This is a genomic window from Fictibacillus sp. EA-CB0309 (assembly GCF_055814265.1).
Window position 1 is genome coordinate 900,905 of record NZ_CP169271.1, and the last position, 19,002, is coordinate 919,906.

The following is a 19,002-nucleotide window of genomic DNA, read 5'->3' on the forward strand; positions in this document are numbered from 1 at the left end:
GAAGATAGAGTTGTTAAGGAGCGGAATACGTAATGGACAATTTATTGAACTGTCCGCAGTGCGGGAGACTTTTTGTGAAATACATTCGTGAACAGTGCGATGTATGTTTTCGAGAAGAAGAACAGGAATATGACAAGGTTTACCGTTATATTAGAAGAAGTGAAAACCGAAACGCTACAATCATTGACGTAAGTGAAGCGACAACGGTATCGGAAAATAAAATCATCTACTTCATTCATCAAGGCAGAATTCGGGTGAAGGGCTATCCGAACTTTACGTACCCTTGTGATGGATGTCAGAACCCCATTAATGATGGCAGGCTCTGCCAAACGTGCAAGGACAAACTGAAATCAGATCTTTCCATCGAGGACTTTATTAAAAGAAAACAAGAAGAAGCATTACCTTCTTACCATACGGATGACAATTAACCTAATTTCTTTTCATTCTTTAAAGATTTATTCGAGATAGCCGATATAAAAGTTAAGAATAAACAGTACCTAATGAGGTGACTAATATGCGAATCAATCATTTTAACTCTATTCAAAACAACCCATACAAAACACAGGTGCCCCATATGAAGGATAATCATGTTAAGGCTGCATACAAAAAAGACGAGATTCAAATTTCAGATGAAGCAAAGAAATTACTATCCTCTTCTAAATATGAACAAGACCGAACGGATAAAGTAAACGAAATTAAACAACAAGTGGATAGCGGAACGTATAAAGTGAATGTTTCAAAAACTGCTGCATCCATCATCAGTTACTACAATAAGGCGTAAGGAGAACCCCATGGAAACAGCACAAATGACATCACTACTTGAACGTTTGTTTAAATCACATGAAGATCTCCTGGCTTTAGGAGAACGCAAAACAGAAGTGCTTAAATCAGGAGATATGAAGGCACTGGATGTTTTATTAAAAGATGAAGATCTGCACGTAAAGAAGCTGCAGATCATCGAAAAAGAAAGAATGCTAAAGTTTGCGAATGTGACTTTAGGTGACGTTTTAGAGCAAGCAGAAGAACCCGAAAAAGAAAGGTTACTGGTTCTTCAAAACAGACTTATTGAGATGTATGAAGCGTTGAAAAGCAGAAACCAACTCAATCAGGAGCTGCTAGAGCAATCTCTGCAATACGTGAATATGTCACTTAGCATGGTGCAGCCTCAAAGCGAACCGGTAACGTACAATCAAACAAAAACAAATCCTTATAGCAATAACGCAGCTTCACTTTTTGATTCAAAAGCTTAAACCTACGGAGGAATTACAATGCGCTCAACCTTTCATGGATTAGAAACAGCCCGTCGAGGAATGTTTACACAACAAACGGCACTTCAAACGACAGGTCATAATATTGCAAATGCGAATACTCCTGGGTATAGCCGTCAAAGAGTGAACTTTGTTCAGACAGAAGCGTATCCCGCTGCAAGCATGAACCGTCCGCAAATCCCAGGACAGATGGGTACAGGTGTAGCAGCAGGATCTGTACAGCGCGTTCGGGAAGGATTTCTTGATACACAGTTTCGAGGAGAAAATAACAAACTGGGTTATTGGGATGCGAGAAGTGAAGCGTTAGAGAAGATGGAAGACATTATGAACGAACCCTCTGACAATGGCTTAGCAAAGACACTTGACCGCTTTTGGCAGTCTCTGCAAGATCTATCCGTAAACCCAGAAGACTCAGGTGCACGTTCGGTCGTTCGCCAACGTGGTTTGGCAGTAGCAGAAACGTTTAATTATCTAGCAAACTCTTTAACCTCTATTCAAGGAGATATGAAGTCACAAGCTAATATAACAACGACAGAAATTAATGCTTTATTGGACGATATTCAAAGCATTAATAAGCAGATCAGTGAAGTTGAGCCTCATGGTTATCTGCCAAACACCTTATATGATGAGAGAGACAATTTAGTAGATCGTCTTTCCACGCTACTAAATGTGGAAGTTTCAACAAAACCAAGCGGCGGTAAACCCGACCCATTAGCTGCTGGACTGTATGATATTAAGATGAAAGATAAAGATGGAAATGAATTTACTTTAGTAGATTCTGCAACCGGAACCGTTAATCACTTGTCAATTCAATATGACGATGCAGCGGGTGGTAATGGGTTAGCGAACGGTGTTGAAGTAAATGGTACGACAATTGATGTGAGTAAGTTTGCAGGCGGGAAACTAAAAGGTTTGATAGAGTCCTTCGGTTATAACGATTCAGGCTCTGTAAAGGGAATCTATCCAGACATGCTTACAAACTTGGATCAGATGACGTATCAGTTTGCGACTAAATTTAATGAAGTTCATTCAACTGGGTGGAGTTTATCTGAGATCGAGGCAGGTGCTCATGCAGGATATGAATTTTTTGATTTTAATGGAACAATTGACCCAGCTAATCCAAAAGGTGCGGCAAAGTTGCTTGAACTTCACGATGATATGGATGAGCTTGATAACATTGCTGCAGCAACCGACTCATTCGGTGGAGACGGCAGCAACGCCTTACTTTTAGCAGATGTGAAAAATGCGCCTCTAGATTTTCCGGGCAGTAAGTCATCTTTACAAAGCTTTTACGAAGGGGCAATTGGTAAAATGGCCGTTGATGCCCAGCAAGCCGTTCGTTTAACAAACAACTCTTCTGTGTTAACGGACTCCGTTCAACAACGACGCTTATCTGTCAGCGCAGTTTCCTTAGATGAAGAAATGACGAATATGATTCAATTTCAGCATGCTTATAACGCATCTGCTAGAAATATAACGGTAATTGATGAAATGCTAGATAAAATTATTAATGGCTTAGGCGTCGGCGGAAGGTAGGTAGTTAACAATGCGAGTCACGCAATCCATGTTATCCAATAATATGCTGAGACATATCAGCCAAAGCTACGAAAGTATGGCGAAGACACAAGAACAGCTGACAACAGGCAAGAAAATCAGTCGTCCATCGGATGATCCAGTCGTTGCCATGAAGGGCATGACGTACCGAACGAACTTAACAGAAGTTGAGCAATATAAGCGTAACTTGTCTGAAGCTTACAACTGGATGGAAAACAGCGATGCTGCCCTTGATAAAGCAACAAGTGCGATGCAGCGTATTCGTGAACTAACTGTACAGGCAAGTAACGGAACATATGAAGGATCTCAACGTGAAATGATTGGACGAGAAATCGACCAGTTGAATGAGCACTTGGTTTCTATTGCAAACACGCAAGTAGCAGGGAAGTATATCTTTAATGGAAATGATACGACGAATAAACCTGTAGATTTTAATAGACCAGCTGGAGAATTACCTGTATCTAATAACACGAACTCCGTTAAATTGGAACTTTCTCAAGGAATTGAGATTGCTGTAAACATTAATCCTGTTAACGTGTTTTCTCATGACGCTGGTCCTCCAGAGGGTGGTTTGTTTGGGGATATCAACGAATTGAAGAAGGCGCTAGAAGGGAAATCAAATGAGCCAATTGACGGTTTCTTAGATAAACTAGATTCACACATTGATAACTTAGTAGCCGAGCGTGCGGAGTTAGGTGCTCGTTATAATCGTGTTGAACTGATTGATGCACGTGTGAGTGAGCAAGAAGTTATTGCGAACCGCATTCTCTCAGACAATGAGGACGCAGATATTGAGCGAGTGATTACAGATTTGAAGATGCAAGAATCACTTCATCGTGCTGCACTTGGTGTAGGGTCACGAATCATGCAGCCAACATTAATGGACTTTTTACGATAAAACTTAGAGCTATCCTTGTGATAGCTCTTTTCTTGCAATAAAAACCTTTTGGAGGGATTTATGATGAATGTTCCTCAACTTAGACTAGAATCCACAAATACTAGAATAGGACTAGACATACAGCAGCCTTTACAAGAAATACAACAAGCCCCTGCCGATCTGCAAATCAAACAGCCAAAAGCGGAATTGGAAGTTAATCGAACACCGAGTCAGTTGACCATTGATCAAACTGAAGCTTGGGCAGATATGGATTTAAAACACATCTCACGGAGGATTGAAGAGTTTGCACAAAGAGGTTATGAAGATTGGCTATCTGGTCTAGCTCGAATGTCTCAAGAAGGCGATGATTTAATGAAAGTAGAGAACGGTGGCACACCAATTGCTGACCACGCAAAAATGAATAGTGAAAGTCCGATGTATGAATTTAACATCGGTTTTATTCCCAGAGCCAACAGTGTGAAAATTAACTATCTACCGAGTGAAGTGCAATTAAATTGGAAGACTCACAAACCAGAAATCGATGTTAAGATTAATAGACCACTTCATCAGTACACGCCTGGTAAGGTAAACGTTAGTATGGAACAAATGCCTTCTTTAACAATAAACTGGACGACATAAGAAGACAAAAAGTAAAGGATGATTGCGATGATACTTCATACAAAATTTGAAGAAACAATAGAGATATCTGAAGAGGATATTTTACATTTTGAACAAGGTTTACCTGGTTTTGAAGACGAAAAACAATTTGTTCTTCTGCCAATGGAAGGGACTCCATTTTCAACCCTGCAATCGGTGACTACAAAAGAATTAGCTTTTTTACAACAAATCCATTTTTATTCTTTAAGGATTATGATTTTGAATTAGTAGAATCGGTACAAAAACAATTACAAATAAAAGAAGAATCTGATGTGTTGGTTCAGGTCATCTTAACGATTCAAGAACCATTAGAAAAATCGACGGGTAACCTTCAAGCACCTGTAGTCATTAATGTTAAAGAAAATCTCGCAAAGCAAATGGTACTATCGGATAACAAATACCAAACAAGACATGAATTATTAGAATCTAGCATTGTCGGACAGGAGGATTAGGGAATGCTTGTATTAACCCGGAAGTTACAAGAGGCGATTAAGATCGGTGAAGATATTGAACTGACAGTACTATCCATTGATGGAGATCAAGTAAAATTAGGAATTTCGGCTCCCAAACATATAGAGATTCATCGTAAAGAAGTCTTTCTTTCTATCCAACAAGAGAACAACCAAGCAGCAAGCACTTCACTTAACACATTCCAAGCATTAAAAAAGTTAAAAAACACGTAAAACCCATTAAAGATGTTTCTAATTACTCCGATATAACGAATGTAGGAACAAGCAGTACTTTTAACGGCCGTAAAAGTCTGTAAGTTCCCAAGAATAAAACACATCCAACCAACCACAAGGACGTGGGCGGAACACATTCAAGGAGGAAAATGAAATGAGAATTAATCACAATATTGCGGCTCTTAACACTTATCGTCAGTTAGGCGCAGCTAATAATGGTCAAATGAAATCAATGGAGAAATTATCATCAGGTCTTCGTATTAACCGTGCGGGTGATGATGCTGCTGGATTAGCAATATCCGAAAAAATGCGTGGGCAAATTCGCGGTCTAGAGCAAGCGTCAACAAACGCACAAGATTCTATTTCATTAATTCAGACAGCTGAAGGCGCATTAAACGAGACACATTCTATTTTACAGCGTATGCGTGAATTATCAGTTCAGGCTTCAAACGGAACTCAAACTAATGAAGACCGAGATGCTCTTCAAGCAGAAGTTAAGCAACTTGTTTCTGAGCTTGATAGAATCGGAAGTACTACTGAGTTTAATACAAAAAAGTTATTGAATGGAGAACAAAATCAAGCTTCTGAAATCTCAAACAATAGCGCTGTAATTCAGGGTGCCAAGGTTACTAACTTTATGGTACAAGATTCATATCAATTAACAGTAGCTAATGCGGATGAATCTGCTACTGATGTAAATGCAGGTGGTACTGGGTTAGATTCATCAGCAAAAATCAGCTTATCAACTACAAGTAATGGAGATTTTAATTTAGGTGATAAGTATTCTATTAGAGTGGAAGATGGTGCTACATCTGGTAATAAGGATGTAACTCTCTTAGACTCAAATGGTGCAATTGTAGCGACTGTAGCTGATGATGATCTATCAGGTAACGTAGTATTTACTTTAAGTGGCGGAGATGAAATAACTATTACAGGTAGTGACATTACCGGAAATGGTACTGCAACTTTCAAAATTGGAGAAACAGCAGATTATTCATTAGCAGATAGTAATGGAAATACTGTAGCTTCATTAACAGGAGAAGTTACTACTGATGGAAAAGTGAAAATTGGTGGTTTAGAATTAACCGTTGATAAAACATTAACTAATAATACTACAGATATTGCTGTTTCTGGCGAAGGTCTTCGTTTCCAAATTGGTGCAAATGAAACTCAAACTACTTCTTTAACTATCGCAGATATGAGAGCAGCTGCAATTGGGGTAAATGGAGTTGACATTTCTACACAATCAGGCGCAGAATCTGCAATTTCTACTATTGATACCGCAATAAAGACTGTTTCTGAAGAACGTGCAAAATTAGGTGCTAATCAAAACCGTCTTGAGCACACAATCAACAATCTAGGTACATCTGCTGAAAACCTAACTGCTGCGGAATCACGTATCCGTGACGTAGATTATGCTTCAGCTGCATAAGCAGTGACAAGCACAGTCGTCCTGGCTGGTAACGGCTAGCGATTATTATCGGGTGAATTGCTGGAAAACCCTTAGAGCTTTTCTTGCCACAACGTAGTTGGAAACGACAAGCGTGAAGGCTTGAAAAAGAGAAGATTGGGTAATCAGCAGCCAAGCTCCTGTCTTGAAAAAGTGGAGAAGGTTCAACGACTAGGATAGACCATCTAAGGCTAAAGCTATGGTGATGAAATCCGTAGGTGAAACAATGTACATCAGCATTGTCAATCCGAAGTGCCCGACCCCTACTAAATAGAGGGTGAAGATATAGTCTGGTCATTTATGAAAGTAAATGTTCGCACGATGGCGAAAGAAATGATGAACCAAACAAAGAATTCTATTCTTTCTCAAGCAGCACAAGCTATGTTGGCGCAAGCGAACCAACAACCACAAGGAGTTCTTCAACTTCTTCGTTAATTTAAACTATAAGAAAAGAGATCTTAGATCATCTAAGGTCTCTTTTTAACTAATAAAGTTCAGATAAGAGGTTTTCCATGGACATTTCCGCTCTATCTATAATGATGAATCAATCACAAGTTCAGCAGCAAGCAAATATTTCTGTAATGAAAATGGCTATGAATAATGCTCAGCAAAACAGTGCGAACTTTACGAAGATGCTTGAACAATCTGTCTTGCCGCACTTAGGCAGCAAAATCGATTTGAAACTGTAAAAAGATCTCTTCATAGAGGTCTTTTTTATTTAAAAAACACCAGTGGACGATTTCACTTATTTTCATCCCCGTTATGGTACTACATTTCATAATGTCATTAATGAAGTTGGAATGTAAGGTAACTTGATAACTAATGTTAGTGTGTTTTCTTATATTCAGGTCCTTTATTACTGAACAGTACAAATCAATATATTTTGTTTCGTCACTCAGAATATCTAACTTTTCTTTTAAGTGGGATAAGGCATCATTAATTTGCTTAGTTGGAGAGGTTAGTTTTATGGGAAGGTAAATTGTAGTTCTCTTCGCACTCGTAACATAGCAAATTGAACTTTTTGAAAATGTTTTTCGATACATACAACTAACTAGGTAAGGCTGTACAAGTTTTAAAAAGTAGTGAATCTGTAACTTGTTAGACATGACTAAACGCTTTGATTTATCCATTCTAAACTCTAAATGAAATTTGTAATATAATAGAGCGCGTAATTGATCTAATTCGTCGGAGGTAAACGATTCTGTAGACAAGAAAATCTTAGAGGGCTTGTCATTCACTATTTTCAAGTGGCCATCATCCATAAACCACCAAGCTAACGAAATTCTTGTGAAATGTTTTATTAATAAGGGGAAAGGTATGGTTTTAACTCCATGTGGATACCAAAATGTCTAAGGATATCTAAGGCTGAATGGGTGTGGGATTGAGCGTAATAGAGTTCACTATATCCACTAGTAAGTCGAATGTCTTTAACTTTCCGATATTTGATAGGTGGTAAGGAAATGTGGTCAGCTAATTGGTCTCTGGAGTATTGGCACCATTCTCGATCTTGTACTTTGTGTGAAAAACGTAATCTTGGGCGTTTGTTTTTCTCAATGCTTAAATTTGCATCACCTAATAACTTACCTATCAACATTGAAATGACTGAGGAGGGAAGTAGCTTATTTAATTTATCTACTAATTCTAACTCCATAAAAGCCTCCTATTTACCATTTTCCTTATTTGAATTTTACTAGATTTCGACTCCACCTGTCGCTTTTTGCAACACATTTCTAGTAAACTTTCTCTCTACTTATGGGTATACTTCATTTAGAGAGAGGAGTGAGCAGAGATGGATCGAGTGTTCCGGATACAAAAGCATCTATGGGTTTGTTTGTGTTTAGGTATTTTAAATGCGGCAGATGCTTTGTTCACTCATCAACTGCTACAAAAAGGCGGAAAAGAACTCAACCCTATAATGCGTGGTTTGTATGAATATGATCCTGTCATCTTTCTCCTCGTTAAATTCTTTTTTACCTACCTGATTATTGCGATCGGGTTTATACCTTTGAAGAGAAGAGTCCAGGTTCTGCTGAACATCGCTTTGCTTGTTTATATAGTTGTAATCTCATGGCATGTAATTATTAATGTGTGGCTTGTGAAATAAACAAAAACCCCCCGATGGGGGAGGCTTCATTGCAGTTGTCGATCCAGTTGGGAAACAGATAAATCTCTAACGGTTGGTAATCCTTCCGGTGGATTCATTATCAATTCTGGGTTATAAATGATTTTTAATCGAGACTTGGTGGGTGACATCTGAGTCTGTCCTGATTCAAAGACATACGTTCCATTCACACCGTTATTTGTCCTCACTTTCCCGCGAGTTGCGTTAAGAACTACTTTTCTCCCAAAAACACCACCCTGAATTTCTACGTTCGACCCAACACCGTAAATCTCCATCAAGTCTTCTGAATAAAAGAAGCCCCGAATAATATTTGCCTCATCTCCGTAAACGTTGTTATTAGCAATTAAAATGGAGCCTTTACCAAAAAGCACGAGTGACTTCTCGTTGTTGTTATTCTGAACGCCTTGCAATCGAGAATAGCGGATGGTCGTTTTTCCCGTAACATAAACGGTTGAGTTGAACTTTATATGAGAACCCCAAATGGTTAAATCTCCATCCACAAAGATTGGACCATCAATTTCAAACTGTTCATAGTTGTTGTAATTATAATGATTGATACTTTTATCCCCAATCACAACATTTCCTCCGAAGTACGCACCTTGCTTAAACGTTAGTTTACTCCATCCATCTTTTCCGTTCCTAATGGTAATGTCTCTATTTTCAGCATATGTTCTAGAGCTAAATCGATTAAAGACAAAGCTTCCATTAAACTTGATATCATTTTTCGAATCTACATGTACATTTGAGGAGGCATATTGATCCCTAATGTGATCTTTATGTGGATTGTTGTTAAAATTCCCGTCCTTAACGTTTGTAACAGGAAAAGAGTTACCGAACTCAGGAAAGTAATATTGACTGCGCTCCCCCTCAATATCAATCGGAGCAAAACTCGGATTCCGTGTATCCACAGTCGGAACATATTCTTTATTAACCTCCGTAAAAGAAGTGAAGGCATCACGAACATTTTCTTTGTTCACACTCTGGTAAGGTGTTTTGTTGTTAAAGTCCTTTTCTTTTATGTGGTCGCTATATTTTACATCAGCCGTCATCTTATAAAGACTACCTGGAAGAATTAAATTCGCTTTTTTTCCATTTTCTCCTTCAACACTTGGCAGATCTGACGAGATCCAGTCGTTGTCAGTTCCTACAATTCCTTTGTTCTTTGTAATCAAATTTCGTTCTACATAGAGATCACCTTTTATGGCAACGCCGCCGTGCAAAAACATGTTTCCGTCATCGTCGCGCTCTGTACACCCATCTCTTCCTTTACAGGGGTTGTAGGCTCCGAGTGCATAGTTTAATGCTTCGGGTACTTGTTTTGCCCCTAAGTGTATGTTTGAGATTAATGTTTTGGTTTTACCATTTACAGTTGCTTGGCTATGTAAGGTCATCGTCTGGCTCAAGTCATCAGGATCTGACGTTACTTTTTGCAGATTATAAATTTTGACTTGTAGTTTGCCGTCTGCATCATCAGAAAGAGTAGCGGTAGATAAAAAAGGGGCGTTCACATCTGCTACTTTGTAATTTTTAATAATGTTGTGTAGGGAATCATTAAAGTCTCTTGCTGGCAATCCGGCTAATGGCTGCGTTTTCGTTTCAAGCAGAGTGGATAAGTAGTCAATGCCTTTTTCAGCAAGCTCGACTGACTGAATTTGTGTTTCTCGTGCGCCTGTCTTCTTTACGCCGTTGAAGGTAGTGGAGATCAAGGAAAGCCCGGCTACTGTAAAAATGACAATCATCAAAAGAACAATGATCAGTGTATTTCCTCTTTCAGATAAAAGATTCTTCATTTCTACTACTCCTCCAAAAGTCCGAATTGGCTTTGTAATGATAGCGGCTTGGCTTTTTCATTTTTGTTACTTTTTACGTTTAAAATGATCTTCACGCTTTTCCCTACTTTTACAATAGATGAATCCTTAAAGTCGTAATCACTGGAGCTGATGGACTGACCGTTTATGACAGGTACATGGTTGGTAAAGCCAACTGTTTTAGAAGTGGTGCTATTCATTTCGTAGACAAGCAGACTTTGTGTGCCTGTTGAAGCATCTTTTACTTTTGTAGCGGGTGCGGTATAGAGGGCATCAATAATTTGTGACATAACAAGATCGGCTTCATCACGAATGAGTGTTTCATTATAAATTTTTTTTCAGTATTGAGTCCGCTAAGCAAAACAAAATAAACAACGGTACCGATAATAGAAAAAAGAACGAGGGAGAGGAGTGATTCAATTAGGGTAAGGCCTTTTTGATTTCGTATGTTATTTAACATTTTTCACATACCCCTCTACCGATGTGACTTGAACTTTTTGATTGCTCGTATATTGAATGGTCACTTTGACAGGAAATAGTTTAATAGAGGATTCTTCACCTTTTTGTGATTTTACAATAATTTTTGTTTCGTATGTGTTGTTGTTGATCAGCGTTTCATACAAATCTCTACAAGTCGATGTAGTACACTGGCTACTTTCATACGTTTTAGGGGCAGCTTTGATCTCATAAGCAGCATAGTCATTCTGTAAACGTTCCAGCGTCATTCTCGCCAAGTTCGTAGCAACAAGTTTGTTATTGTTTCCAGCGGATATTTGGTTAGCTTGGTTAAAAAATTGCGAAATACCAATCACTGAAACAGAGAGGATGGTAAGCGAAATCAGTACTTCTATGAGTGAAAAACCTTTTTCAGATAACATCGCACGTTTCCTCCTGTAATTATCAGTACCAAAGTACTATAAAATCTCTATATTTCTACTTAATTATACAATATATTTTAGAAAAGTTTGATATTTTTGGATGTTTTTTAGTAAATTTGTAGTATTATAGGTTTAATTAGCTAATATTGGAATTGGGGAGAGGTCATTGATACAATTTTTTGTTTTGTTGCTATTCACATTAATTGTAGGGACGGTGCTGTATTTTTATCCGCCAAACATTCCATTGAAGTTAAAGATGACGCTGCTTGGACTGGCGTTCTTGCTAGCTTTAGGTGGCTTATTTGTATTAGACAAATTGTCGTATGGACTAGCACTTGCTGCAATCATGGCCATCGCATTTGTAGCTTCATATGTTGCAGAAAAAAGAATGAATTTGGTGCCAGCAACTGCTGGACAAACGGAAATCGTACTTTCGTTTACAGAAGAAGAATCGTTGGGTGAGAAGGAATCCGAAACTCTAGATGTAAACGCCGAAGTTCTTGATTTAGAGAGTGCTGTTACACTAGAGGAATTACCCACATTAGAGGAAATTGCAGATCAAGAAGTCGTTTTGAATTCTACAAATGAAGAACCGGCTTCAGAGAAAGCTTTTGAATCACTAGATGTAATTGATCTTTTAGATATGGAATTAGAAGAGATCGTAGAAAGAAATGTAGAAATAGAGATGGCTGAATCTGTTCAGGAATTAGATCTTAGCGATCGGCTTGCTGAGCTCACAGATGATGAGTTTGCTTTCTTAACGGAAGAAAGAGAAATATATGAAGAAAATGTTGCGGAAATAGCTTCGGCCACCGATATAGAAGAAGATGGGACTCTTTTACAGCGATCTGTTTTATTAGAAGAACTAGATGGGGCAGAAATGCTGGAGGAATTACCTCAAGAGCAAGATATCATTCCGACTAAAGAAGTTGCAGAAATGATAGAGGAATTGCAAAACGAAGAGGAAGAATTACCAGCCACAGAAGAAGTCCACACCATAGATGAACCTATCATCTTAGAAGAAATCCTCATAGTAGAAGAATCAGAGCAGTTTGGAACAGAGTCAGATGCAATTGAAGAATCGGTAGAAAAGACAAGTGAAGAAAAAATCCTTGAAAATGGAGTAGAACTAGTTGAAGAAATGGATGCAGGACATGAAGAAGTAAATGAGGTTGAACGCTTATTCATACATGATGAGTTTGAAACAGACGTTGTTGACCAGGAAGAAGAAGTAATGGTTGAACCATCTGTACCTGATATGGAAGGTGACATGCAAGACATGTTGTTAAGCACGTTGTCTTCTTATCAAGAGCGCAACGATCATGATTCCTATCAAGAGATGGCAAGGACCTTATTAAACCAATCTTTATCAGACAAAGACTATTATCTGTTTTCAAAGCTTTTGCTAGATTCTTATGCAACATCAAATGAATATGCTAGAGTTGATCACTTACTAGAGGCGATGGAAGAGAGATTAAGTCAGTATCCAGTAATCGCAGAAGAGCTTCAAAGGTACAAAGATATTTTCCTTGTAAAACAATAACTTTATTACAACATATCATTTTAAACATAAAGGACTGGGTGAGTGTTATGAAAAAGAGTAATCAATTTGTTGGTCTGCCTATTATTAGTATTGCGGATGGAGCAGAAGTTGGACATGTAAAGTCGTTAGTTGTAAATCCGAAAGAAGGTATGGTTGATTTTCTAACGATTGAACATGCGGATTGGCAGATTAGCGTACGTGCTGTTCCGTTTAAAAAGATCGTGGGTGTTGGGGAGTTTGCAGTCATGATTGAAGACAGTACTTCTATCTTTGATTTAACGGAAATTCCGATCGCGAACGAACTGGTACAAAAGAAAATTACTGTTGTAGGAGCTAAGTTGATCGATCGTAAAGGTCAGCTTGTGGGAGAAGCGACTGAGTTTTTCATTAATGAAGATACAGGTGCCATTCTTGGACTTGAACTTACTTTCAGTTCTAAAAAAGTGATTCTCTCTTCAGAACAGCTCATTACATATGGCCGTGATTTAATCGTTATAAAAGAAGAAGCGCAATTGAATTTTTAGATAAAGCGGAATTGCTGCTAGGCGATTTGAATGAAGTTGCCGCAACTGTGGAACAACCAGAAGAAACACAAGAACTGTCTGAGTTTCAGGAAAAACAATTAACACTGCTTACAGGTAGAACGACAACAAAAGATATCTTTGAAAGAAATGGTGAGCTGTTGTTTCCAAACGGAACGACTTTAAAGAAAGAGGATGTTAGGAGAGCTCAAGAAAAAGGTCCAGCTGTATTAGCTGAGCTATCCATGAACGTTGTAGGCTAAAGAAAAAGCGATGGCTAAAAGAGAATTCAACTATAAAAATTTTCTTGCGATCTTTGCATCCCTTAGCCTTGCAGCTCTCTTTCTATTCCTTGTTAGTAACCTAGGGACAAAGGTATACTCTAATTTTTTCGTAGAAGACATGTATGGTGAGGGGGTCGTTTTAGCTTCCATACCATTAGAAGGTGTTGTGAAATCCGACGCCATTACGCTCGTAAACGATAAAGTCTCCAAGTGGCAGAATGAACATCCTGTGTACCTTGTTTATAACGATAAAAAAGTGAAACTATCGCCTGAAGTGTGGCAGTTTCAGACGGAAGATAGTTTACAAAACCTATCAGGAAATTCAAGTCCACTTCTTGTTTCAGTAAACAAAGAAGGTGTTCAGCAGTCCCTTAAACAGCTTCAAGTTCCAGGGCTTGATGAGTTACTGGATGAAGATATGCTACATGCTCACTTAAAAAAAATGGGTTCAGCACTTCAAACATCGGATATAGAAGTGCCGATAAATAAATTTCTCACCACGTTTGGACAAGCTGAGGAAGTAGTGAGTGAAAGCACAGTCAAACTGCCGGGTGAACACGTCTTGTTAGTAGATTGGGTGAAGGGTCTTGAAGGCTATGAGATTAAAGCGGGTGAGTTGTTTTCTCTTATAGGAGCCATTGAGAATGTTAGTTTGACGGCGCAAGACTCCATTGATTTGAATGTGCTGGCAAGTGGGATTTATACGGCGGTTCAAAAGACAAACTTTACGATTGTCGAACGCCATACCTCAAGAGAACTGCCGGATTATGCTGTGCTCGGGTATGAGGCATATGTGAAGCCCGCAGATATGGACCTTGCTTTTATGAATCCTAACGCTTCTTCATATAAATTGAACTTTCTCGTGACGGACAATAACTTAACGGTCTCAATTGTTGGGGTGCCATTACCTTATACGTATATGGTTAAAGTAGACAAAGAAGTTTTTAAACCGAAAACCATTATCCATTTTAATGATCAGCTTGCGTCCATTTTTAGCGCGGTTACGGTCAGCGGAGGCAGCGAAGGTTATCTGGCTACTGTCACCCGGAAATCGTTTGGATCAGGTGGGGAAGAAGTCGCATCTGAAAAGTTAGCAGAAGACTTTTATCCGCCGAAGCATCGCATTGAAGAAAGAGGCTATCCGGTTGAGGAAGAAGAAACGGCTGAAACGGCGCCAGAAGAGGGTACACCTGTCATGCCGTATCCGTACCCATATCCTTATCCATATCCTTATCCATATCCGTACCCGTACAATCCGGATCCGGCTAATCCGTTGCCAACTGTTCCTGTGACGCCAGGTATTCCTGGTACTGACCCGAGTGACAAACCGATACCGCAAATGCCTGTTCCTCAAAAAGGGAAGGAAACAACAACGAGTAGTCCTGAAAAAGAGAGCGATGGTGATGCGCAATGATTGTCCCTAAAAAGCGTCTCGGAGATTTGTTAGTAGAGTCTGGCTTGATTTCTGATGAGGTTCTTCAGCAAACGTTGAAAGAAAAACGCAGCAACCAAAAGCTCGGGGATGCGCTCATTGAAAAAGGATTGCTGACCGAACAGCAGCTGATTGAAGTATTGGAGTTCCAGCTTGGCATTCCGCATATCAGTTTGTACCGTTATCCGATCGACGAACAGGCGGTAGCAATCGTGCCAAGAGAGTTTGCGCGCAGGCATTTTCTGATGCCGGTAAAAAAAGAAGGGGACAAGCTTTTCGTTGCCATGGCAGATCCGATGGATTTTACCGTAATCGATGATCTGCGCCTGACTACCGGTTTCCAGATTGAACGCGCGATCTCTGCAAAAGACGATATCATACGCGCTCACAACAAGTTTTACGATATCGATGACTCAATGGAAGAGTTTCTAGACTTAATTCCGCAAGGTGCGTCCCTAAAAGATGACAGCCGGATGACAGAAGAGGATTCACCCATCGTCAAGCTCGTCAACCAGATTATTCAGCAAGGGGTTCAGCAAAAAGCGAGTGATATTCACTTTGATCCGCATGAAACAAAACTCGTTGTACGGTACCGAATTGACGGGATGCTGAAGACCGAACGAAGTCTGCCAAAGCATATGCAAAACATGCTGACCGCGCGTATCAAGATCATGGCGAACTTAAACATTACCGAAAGCCGATTGCCTCAGGATGGCCGGATTAAGATGACGCTTGATATGCATCCGGTGGATCTGCGTGTTTCGACGTTGCCAGCTATTTATGGTGAAAAAATCGTTTTGCGTATCCTTGACCTTGGAAGTTCATTGAACCACTTAGAGAATCTTGGATTTAATAAACTGAACATGCAGCGGTTTTCGAATCTCATTAAACAGCCGAACGGCATTATCTTAATCACGGGACCTACAGGGTCAGGGAAATCTTCAACGTTGTACGCAGCGCTTAACAAGCTGAACACAGAAGAAGTGAACCTTGTTACGATTGAAGATCCTGTTGAGTATCAGCTCGGCGGCATCAACCAGATTCAAGTGAATGCAAACGTTGGACTGACGTTTGCGAGCGGGCTGCGGTCCATACTTCGTCAAGATCCAGACATCGTCATGATTGGGGAAATTCGTGATACAGAAACGGCTGAGATTGCAGTTCGTGCGTCTTTAACCGGTCACTTGGTTTTAAGTACGCTTCATACGAACGACTCGATCGGTACGATTGCCCGATTGACGGATATGGGTGTGGAACCGTTTTTAGTAGCAGCTTCACTTTCTGGCGTTATCGCTCAGCGTTTGGTTCGGCGGGTTTGCCGGGATTGTAAACAAACGTTTAAAGCAACAGAACGGGAAAAAGAGATTTTTGCCAAACGAGGCATCAAGATTGAAGCTGTTTCGCGGGGTAAAGGCTGCGGCATGTGCAACAGTACAGGCTATAAAGGACGCCTTGCGCTTCATGAAGTTTTAGTGATTGATGAACATATTCGTCAGCTGATCATGAACAACCGCCCCATTATTGAGTTACGAGATTATGCGATGAAAAACGGAACCATTTTCTTGATTGATGACGGTTTCTTAAAAGTAAAACAGGGCTTAACGACGACTGAAGAAGTCTTGCGTGTAGCAATCAACGAGTAGGTGCAAACATGAAAGAGAAATTGGAACAATGGCTTCGAGCGGCTTTTCAATTAAAAGCGTCAGATGTTCACCTGTCCGTTGGCATGCCTCCTGTTTTTCGAATCAATGGAGGACTGAAACGTTACGGAAGTGAGTCTTTAAAACCTGAAGACACGCTCCAAGTGGCGCAAATCGTGATTGATGAAAAATATTACCCAGAGTTTGAAGAAGTAGGAGAAATTGATATCTCTTATGGCATCCAAGGGTTGTCTCGATTCCGGGTGAATGCGTATCGCCAGCGTTCTTGTGTCAGTCTTGCTTTTCGAATCATTCCTACGTCCATTCCTAGCATGGAGGATTTGGCGCTTCCCGAAAGTGTGAGAAAGATGGCAGGAAAACACCAGGGTCTCGTGTTAGTCACAGGACCTACTGGCAGCGGAAAGTCGACGACTCTTGCCTCGATGATCGATTTTATGAACCGGACTATGAGCCGGCACATCATTACGTTAGAGGACCCGATTGAGTACTTGCATCGCCATCGAACGTGCGTGATTGACCAGCGCGAAATTGGGTTTGATACCAATAATTTTGCAAACGGTCTTCGCGCAGCACTCCGCCAGGATCCTGATGTAATTTTACTAGGGGAAATGCGGGATCTGGAAACCATTGCGACCGCCATTACAGCTGCGGAAACGGGTCACCTTGTTTTAGGTACACTACATACGACAAATGCATCGTCAACGATTGATCGGATTGTCGATGTATTTCCGCCAGAACAACAAGGCCAGATTCGGATTCAATTAGCCTCTGTTTTAGTGGGAGTCATGTCGCAAAGGCTGCTTCCGACCATTGATGGGAAAGGACGAAAGGCGATTACTGAAGTATTAGTGAACACGCCTGCTGTTGCGAACCTGATCCGCAATGAAAAGATACACCAGATTCATAGTGTGATGCAGACAAGCAAGAACGCTGGGATGCATACGTTTGAAATGTCGGCCAAGGAAGCTCTTGAACGAAATGAAGTTTCAAGAGAGTTCGTGGAGCCATATCTCCTGGAGAAGGGAGGCTAAGATGGCACAGTTTAGTTATGTGGGCCGTGACAAAAGCGGGAAGAAACGAACAGGTTCTGTACTTGGACTTTCAAAACGTGAAGCGGTTCTAAAGTTAAAAGAAAAAGGAATCGCGGTCACAGAAGTGCAAGAGATGAAACAAACCCTGTTTAACAAAGAAATTTCGTTAGGCAGTCCTGTAAAGTCGCAGCAGTTTGTTATTTTCCTAAGACAGTTTGCGACATTGCTGAGAGCAGGTGTATCTGTCGTTGATTCCACAAACATTTTGTCCGCTCAAACAGAAAGTAAAGCGTTGCAAAAGGTGTTAGCTGATGTGGAGGAGGAGCTTCGTCAAGGAAATCCTTTATCTAGTGCAATGAGCCGGCACCGAAATGTTTTTCCTCCGATGGTCATCAATATGGTGTCCGCAGGGGAAGCAGGTGGTAGTTTGGACGACACGCTCGACCAGCTCGCTACTTATTTTGAAAAACAGCATTATACGAAGCAAAAAATCATTTCAGCTATGATGTATCCGATGATTGTCGGAGTGGTGGCGGTGTTTGTTGTCATCTTCCTGCTTGCAAAGGTCGTGCCGACGTTTGCGGCCATGCTGCAAGACGCAGGAGGAGAGCTGCCAGGTATCACGAGATTTGTTTTGGGAGCCAGCGACTTTATGCAAGAATTCTGGTGGCTTTTGATTGCGCTTTTTGTACTACTCTATCTAGCACTCTTGATTATTCGCAAAAATAAATCCAGTCGGTATTACTTTGATTATGTGATTTTAAAAGTACCCGTATTCGGCAAACTGCTTCAAAAGTCAGCTTTGGCACGAATGACGAGGACATTGAGTTCCTTGTTCTCTAGCTCAGTTCCAATTTTGCAGTCTTTGTCCATTGTGGAGAAGGTAGTGGAGAACGAGGTGGTGGCGAAGGTTATTCGCGAGTCTCGCAGTTCACTTGAAACGGGACAGCGGTTAACAGAGCCGATGAAGAAGCATTGGATCTTTCCGCCGCTTGTGATTCAGATGATTTCTATAGGAGAAGAAACTGGATCTTTAGATGAAATGCTTGCAAAAATAGCTGAGTTTTATGAAAAAGAGGTAGAAACTGGGACTGACAGATTAAAAGCAATGATTGAACCATTGATGATTGTGTTTCTAGCCTCTGTGGTTGGTACGATTGTCGTTTCTGTTATGGTGCCGATGTTTGAAATCTATAAGACAATTGGTTAATAAAACAATATAAAGGGGAGTAA

General features: G+C 40.2%; 23 protein-coding genes and 2 pseudogenes. 19 read left to right on the top strand and 6 right to left on the bottom strand.

The window, feature by feature from the left end; translation table 11 throughout:
* Nucleotides 1-32 precede the first annotated feature (32 nt).
* From ACEWFH_RS04990 to ACEWFH_RS05040, 11 genes and pseudogenes are all read left to right on the top strand, one after another.
* A complete protein-coding gene (locus ACEWFH_RS04990) occupies nt 33-428 on the top strand; it encodes a TIGR03826 family flagellar region protein (RefSeq protein WP_473726363.1) in 396 nt (131 codons plus the stop codon).
* An 86-nt stretch (nt 429-514) separates the two neighbouring features.
* Nucleotides 515-781, top strand: coding sequence for a flagellar biosynthesis anti-sigma factor FlgM (gene flgM / locus ACEWFH_RS04995; RefSeq protein ID WP_473726364.1), 267 nt, complete (start codon nt 515-517; stop codon nt 779-781).
* Between the two features lie 10 nt (nt 782-791).
* On the top strand, nt 792-1,250 hold the full coding sequence (locus tag ACEWFH_RS05000; RefSeq protein ID WP_473726365.1) for a flagellar protein FlgN: 459 nt from the start codon (nt 792-794) through the stop codon (nt 1,248-1,250).
* Between the two features lie 18 nt (nt 1,251-1,268).
* On the top strand, nt 1,269-2,804 hold the full coding sequence (flgK, locus tag ACEWFH_RS05005) for a flagellar hook-associated protein FlgK (protein ID WP_473726366.1): 1,536 nt from the start codon (nt 1,269-1,271) through the stop codon (nt 2,802-2,804).
* A 10-nt stretch (nt 2,805-2,814) separates the two neighbouring features.
* Complete coding sequence (flgL, locus tag ACEWFH_RS05010; RefSeq protein WP_473726367.1) at nt 2,815-3,720, top strand: flagellar hook-associated protein FlgL; 906 nt, start codon at nt 2,815-2,817, stop codon at nt 3,718-3,720.
* Nucleotides 3,721-3,780: 60 nt separating this feature from the next.
* Nucleotides 3,781-4,338, top strand: coding sequence for a DUF6470 family protein (locus ACEWFH_RS05015; protein WP_473726368.1), 558 nt, complete (start codon nt 3,781-3,783; stop codon nt 4,336-4,338).
* 141 nt (nt 4,339-4,479) lie between these two features.
* A pseudogene (fliW, locus tag ACEWFH_RS05020) lies at nt 4,480-4,808 on the top strand (flagellar assembly protein FliW).
* A 3-nt stretch (nt 4,809-4,811) separates the two neighbouring features.
* A complete protein-coding gene (gene csrA, locus ACEWFH_RS05025) occupies nt 4,812-5,039 on the top strand; it encodes a carbon storage regulator CsrA (protein WP_473726369.1) in 228 nt (75 codons plus the stop codon).
* A gap of 154 nt (nt 5,040-5,193) precedes the next feature.
* Nucleotides 5,194-6,471 (top strand): flagellin N-terminal helical domain-containing protein, encoded by a 1,278-nt coding sequence (locus ACEWFH_RS05030; RefSeq protein ID WP_473726370.1) that lies wholly within the window; start codon nt 5,194-5,196, stop codon nt 6,469-6,471.
* Between the two features lie 336 nt (nt 6,472-6,807).
* Nucleotides 6,808-6,924, top strand: a pseudogene (locus tag ACEWFH_RS05035) (flagellin); the annotation flags it as partial.
* A 77-nt stretch (nt 6,925-7,001) separates the two neighbouring features.
* On the top strand, nt 7,002-7,178 hold the full coding sequence (locus tag ACEWFH_RS05040; protein ID WP_473726371.1) for a YjfB family protein: 177 nt from the start codon (nt 7,002-7,004) through the stop codon (nt 7,176-7,178).
* Here ACEWFH_RS05040 and ACEWFH_RS05045 read toward each other — a convergent pair.
* Both ACEWFH_RS05045 and ACEWFH_RS05050 read right to left on the bottom strand, forming a co-directional pair.
* Entirely contained in the window at nt 7,149-7,808 is a 660-nt protein-coding gene (locus tag ACEWFH_RS05045) for a hypothetical protein (RefSeq protein WP_473727219.1), read from the bottom strand. The two genes, ACEWFH_RS05040 and ACEWFH_RS05045, sit on opposite strands and share 30 nt — an antisense overlap.
* A complete protein-coding gene (locus ACEWFH_RS05050; RefSeq protein WP_473726372.1) occupies nt 7,790-8,140 on the bottom strand; it encodes a hypothetical protein in 351 nt (116 codons plus the stop codon). Before ACEWFH_RS05050 ends, ACEWFH_RS05045 begins: the two co-directional genes overlap by 19 nt.
* A 138-nt stretch (nt 8,141-8,278) precedes the next feature.
* Here ACEWFH_RS05050 and ACEWFH_RS05055 point away from each other — a divergent pair, with 138 nt between their 5' ends.
* The gene (locus tag ACEWFH_RS05055) at nt 8,279-8,593 is read left to right on the top strand and encodes a DUF5658 family protein (RefSeq protein ID WP_473726373.1); all 315 of its coding nucleotides are present in this window, start codon (nt 8,279-8,281) and stop codon (nt 8,591-8,593) included.
* Between the two features lie 26 nt (nt 8,594-8,619).
* Here ACEWFH_RS05055 and ACEWFH_RS05060 read toward each other — a convergent pair whose 3' ends face one another.
* The 4 genes from ACEWFH_RS05060 to ACEWFH_RS05075 are packed head-to-tail and all read right to left on the bottom strand — an operon-like array spanning nt 8,620 to nt 11,297.
* On the bottom strand, nt 8,620-10,401 hold the full coding sequence (locus tag ACEWFH_RS05060; RefSeq protein WP_473726374.1) for a hypothetical protein: 1,782 nt from the start codon (nt 10,399-10,401) through the stop codon (nt 8,620-8,622).
* A gap of 5 nt (nt 10,402-10,406) precedes the next feature.
* A complete protein-coding gene (locus ACEWFH_RS05065) occupies nt 10,407-10,709 on the bottom strand; it encodes a hypothetical protein (protein WP_473726375.1) in 303 nt (100 codons plus the stop codon).
* Nucleotides 10,661-10,879, bottom strand: a complete 219-nt coding sequence (locus ACEWFH_RS05070) for a PulJ/GspJ family protein (RefSeq protein ID WP_473726376.1) — start codon at nt 10,877-10,879, stop codon at nt 10,661-10,663. The genes ACEWFH_RS05065 and ACEWFH_RS05070 overlap by 49 nt, the downstream gene beginning before the upstream one ends.
* On the bottom strand, nt 10,869-11,297 hold the full coding sequence (locus ACEWFH_RS05075) for a type IV pilus modification PilV family protein (RefSeq protein ID WP_473726377.1): 429 nt from the start codon (nt 11,295-11,297) through the stop codon (nt 10,869-10,871). Before ACEWFH_RS05075 ends, ACEWFH_RS05070 begins: the two co-directional genes overlap by 11 nt.
* A 166-nt stretch (nt 11,298-11,463) precedes the next feature.
* Between ACEWFH_RS05075 and ACEWFH_RS05080 the strand changes: the two genes are divergently transcribed.
* Genes ACEWFH_RS05080 through ACEWFH_RS05110 form a run of 7 tightly spaced genes read left to right on the top strand, consistent with a single transcriptional unit; the run spans nt 11,464 to nt 18,979 of the window.
* Nucleotides 11,464-12,840, top strand: a complete 1,377-nt coding sequence (locus ACEWFH_RS05080; protein ID WP_473726378.1) for a hypothetical protein — start codon at nt 11,464-11,466, stop codon at nt 12,838-12,840.
* Nucleotides 12,841-12,887: 47 nt separating this feature from the next.
* A complete protein-coding gene (locus ACEWFH_RS05085) occupies nt 12,888-13,364 on the top strand; it encodes a PRC-barrel domain-containing protein (RefSeq protein WP_473726379.1) in 477 nt (158 codons plus the stop codon).
* 47 nt (nt 13,365-13,411) lie between these two features.
* The gene (locus ACEWFH_RS05090) at nt 13,412-13,624 is read left to right on the top strand and encodes a hypothetical protein (RefSeq protein WP_473726380.1); all 213 of its coding nucleotides are present in this window, start codon (nt 13,412-13,414) and stop codon (nt 13,622-13,624) included.
* Between the two features lie 10 nt (nt 13,625-13,634).
* Complete coding sequence (locus ACEWFH_RS05095) at nt 13,635-15,059, top strand: VanW family protein (protein WP_473726381.1); 1,425 nt, start codon at nt 13,635-13,637, stop codon at nt 15,057-15,059.
* Nucleotides 15,056-16,720, top strand: coding sequence for a GspE/PulE family protein (locus ACEWFH_RS05100; protein WP_473726382.1), 1,665 nt, complete (start codon nt 15,056-15,058; stop codon nt 16,718-16,720). Before ACEWFH_RS05095 ends, ACEWFH_RS05100 begins: the two co-directional genes overlap by 4 nt.
* A gap of 8 nt (nt 16,721-16,728) precedes the next feature.
* Nucleotides 16,729-17,769, top strand: coding sequence for a type IV pilus twitching motility protein PilT (locus ACEWFH_RS05105; RefSeq protein WP_473726383.1), 1,041 nt, complete (start codon nt 16,729-16,731; stop codon nt 17,767-17,769).
* A 1-nt stretch (nt 17,770) separates the two neighbouring features.
* Complete coding sequence (locus ACEWFH_RS05110) at nt 17,771-18,979, top strand: type II secretion system F family protein (RefSeq protein WP_473726384.1); 1,209 nt, start codon at nt 17,771-17,773, stop codon at nt 18,977-18,979.
* Nucleotides 18,980-19,002 lie beyond the last annotated feature (23 nt).